3 protein-coding genes are annotated in these 3,200 nt (G+C 32.0%); 1 reads left to right on the top strand and 2 read right to left on the bottom strand.

All coding sequences use genetic code 11. The annotated features are described in order from the left end of the window. Positions 1-33: 33 nt before the first annotated feature. Together pdxT and pdxS are read right to left on the bottom strand one after the other, a co-directional pair. On the bottom strand, positions 34-588 hold the full coding sequence (gene pdxT, locus HMPREF3046_RS07635; RefSeq protein ID WP_070718292.1) for a pyridoxal 5'-phosphate synthase glutaminase subunit PdxT: 555 nt from the start codon (positions 586-588) through the stop codon (positions 34-36). 3 nt (positions 589-591) lie between these two features. Continuing rightward, complete coding sequence (gene pdxS, locus HMPREF3046_RS07630) at positions 592-1,479, bottom strand: pyridoxal 5'-phosphate synthase lyase subunit PdxS (RefSeq protein ID WP_064206768.1); 888 nt, start codon at positions 1,477-1,479, stop codon at positions 592-594. A gap of 95 nt (positions 1,480-1,574) precedes the next feature. Here pdxS and HMPREF3046_RS07625 point away from each other — a divergent pair, with 95 nt between their 5' ends. Next, positions 1,575-2,945 (top strand): MocR-like pyridoxine biosynthesis transcription factor PdxR, encoded by a 1,371-nt coding sequence (locus tag HMPREF3046_RS07625; protein ID WP_064206767.1) that lies wholly within the window; start codon positions 1,575-1,577, stop codon positions 2,943-2,945. The last annotated feature ends 255 nt before the right edge of the window (positions 2,946-3,200 follow it).

Here is a 3,200-nt window from a genome sequence, read left to right as displayed (position 1 = left end):
ATTTGTTAGGAATTATGTCCCACCCTCTTTTTCTTATTTAACTATATGTTCAATAAAATACTGAGTTATACGATAGTCATCTGTTAATTCTGGATGGAAAGACACCCCTAGGTATTTCCCCTGCTTAACAGCTACTATTTTATCACTAATAGAACTTAATATTTCTACATTATTTTCTACACTAACAATATGTGGTGCTCTTATAAAGACACCTTCTATATCTTTTGCAATATCTTTAACATCTAACTCAGCTTCAAAACTATCTACTTGTCTACCAAAGGAATTACGCGCAACAGTAATATCTAATTTTTTTAGATATCCTGTCTCACCTTCTACATCTTTGGCAAGCACAATAAGACCTGCGCAAGTTCCAAACATTGGTAAATCAGATTGTTGTAATTTTTCTTTAAAGCCATATAAATCCATAAGCCTTCTTAAAGTTGTAGATTCACCGCCAGGGAGAATAAGGCCATCAATTTCATCTAATTGTTCAACTTTCTTAACTGCTATACCTTCGTGACCACTTAATTCAATATGACGAATGTGTTCACGTACTGCACCTTGTAATGCTAATACACCAATCTTCATAAATTACCAACCACGCTCTTGCATACGTTCTTCTAATGAGATTTTATTTATATCTAAGCCTTTCATTGCAGTTCCTAATTCAGCTGCTAATTTTCCAATTAATTCATAATCTTGATAATGAGTTGTAGCTTGAACAATAGCTTTTGCAAATTTTTCTGGATCTTCAGATTTAAAAATACCTGAACCCACAAATACCCCATCAGCACCTAATTCCATCATTAAGGCAGCATCTTGAGGTGTTGCTACACCACCAGCTGCAAAGTTTACTACTGGTAAACGACCTTCTTTTTTAATTTGTTTTAATACATTATATGGTGCGCCTAATTCTTTAGCATACGTCATAATTTCATCGTCATTCATTACAGTTAGACGACTAACCTCTGAATTAACTTTTCTCATGTGACGTACAGCTTCTACAATATTACCTGTTCCAGGTTCTCCTTTAGTACGTAACATCGCTGCACCTTCGCCAATACGTCGTGCTGCTTCGCCTAAATTACGGCAACCACAAACAAATGGTACAGTAAATTGATCTTTTCTTAAATGAAATTCTTCATCTGCAGGAGTAAGAACTTCAGATTCATCAATATAGTCTACACCCATAGCTTCTAATACACGTGCTTCTGTGATATGACCAATACGTGCTTTAGCCATTACTGGAATTGAAACAGCATTCATTACTTCTTCAACAATTTTAGGATTGGCACTACGTGCTACACCACCAGCTGCTCTAATATCAGATGGTACACGTTCTAAGGCCATAACTGCTACTGCTCCAGCTTCCTCAGCAATTTTAGCTTGTTCAGCATTAACAACATCCATAATGACGCCGCCTTTTTGCATTTCAGCCATACCACGTTTAACTCTTTCAGATCCTACAATTTTAGACATTTATAAAACCCCTTTTCAATTGATTAAATCCATTTTAAAATATAAACTGATGTTTAAAAAGGTACAATTTTAATAAAAAATTAGGGGTCAGATTTATGACGAAGAAGAAACCATTATATATTTCTTTATATGAAAAGCTAAAAAAACAGATAATTGAAGGTGTATATGAATCAAACGATAAATTTCCATCTAAAAGACAGTTGAGCGAACATTTATCACTTAGTCATACTACAATTGAGCATGCCTATCAGTTACTTTTAGATGAAGGATTTATATATTCAAAACCACGTTCAGGTTATTATGTTTCAGAAATTCAATCATTGCCAGTAACAAATAGTTATTCTGAAATAAGTGATATATTAGAAATTGATAAAGCTACACAGGAAAATACTTATCAGTATCAATTCAATTTAGCTGAAATTGATGCTGAACATTTTCCTAGCCATTTATTTAAAAGGTATGCTAAAGAAGTATTTGAAGAAGATCAACTTGCCCTTTTGAGTAAAGGAAGCGTTCAGGGAGAATTCAACTTAAGACAGCAAATTTCTCATTATTTATTTAATAGTAGAGGAGTATCTTGTCATCCAAATCAAATTATAATTGGCTCTTCAACTGAACAATTATTAAATATGGTTACTGACTTATTAAAAGATTCATCATTTATTATAGAACAACCTAGTTATCCACCTATTAAACATGTACTGGATAAGCATAGAATAAGGTATACACAAGCTAGAGTAGAAAAAGATGGAATTAATATCGATGAAGTCTTTCAAAAAAATAATGATATTTTATATATCACACCATCTCATCAATTTCCAACAGGATACGTGATGAGTTTAAAGAAGCGCACACAACTTATAAAATGGGCACAACAAAAGAAAGAACGATATATTATTGAAGATGATTATGATTCAGAATTTAGATATTTCGGAAAACCTATTCCGGCATTACAGAACTTAGATAAAAAACAAAAAGTAATATATATTAGTACATTTTCGAAATCGCTTTACCCAAGCTGTCGTATGGCTTACATTGTCTTACCAAATAAACTACTAAAATTATTCCGAGAGATGCAGTATGTTGAAAGCAATACTGTGCCTGTACATCTACAACATATGGTAGCACAATTTATGGCAACTGGTAGCTTTGAACGTCATCTTAATAAAATGAGAAGAATATATAAAAACAAATTAACTTTTATTTTAGAAAAACTAAAACCATATAAAGAACAATTGAAAATTGAAGGAGCACTAACAGGAATGCACTTCACACTTGTAGTTAAAAATAATTTGACATTAAATGAATGCATAAAAAGAACGAAAAAATTCAACCTTAAATTAACACCTTATCCTTACAACAACAAAAAAGCACACCCTCCTACCTTCTTAATTGGCTTTGGAGGTATTCCAGAAGAAAAATTAGAGAAACATGTTAATGCCCTTATTAAAGCACTTACAGTTTAAATAGAAGAAATAAATTCTGACTCATTTTGGAATAGTAGTCATTGGAGAACCAATTCTTAATTTACTTTAAACGTGAATTTTTATGAAAGTTACTATGCTGACAATCCGTTTAAAAAAAGCTGAATATAAGAGTGTATATTCATTTAGTCATCTTTTAATTAGTTATATATAGATATATATATTTTAAAATAAAAAAAAGAGACCTTACGGTCTCAATATCAGCTCATCGCATCCATACAATAATTTGCCTGGCAA

This window comes from Staphylococcus sp. HMSC070D05, assembly GCF_001815595.1.
Classification (GTDB): domain Bacteria; phylum Bacillota; class Bacilli; order Staphylococcales; family Staphylococcaceae; genus Staphylococcus; species Staphylococcus hominis.
Note: the sequence above shows the minus strand (reverse complement) of the source record. Positions and strands in the feature narration are given on the sequence as shown.

Bases quoted from the DNA above. Each gene is read 5' to 3' on its own strand.
- pdxT (WP_070718292.1), bottom strand. From the start codon at position 588: ATGAAGATTGGTGTATTAGCATTACAAGGTGCAGTACGTGAACACATT.
- HMPREF3046_RS07625 (WP_064206767.1), top strand. From the start codon at position 1,575: ATGACGAAGAAGAAACCATTATATATTTCTTTATATGAAAAGCTAAAA.
- pdxS (WP_064206768.1), bottom strand. From the start codon at position 1,479: ATGTCTAAAATTGTAGGATCTGAAAGAGTTAAACGTGGTATGGCTGAA.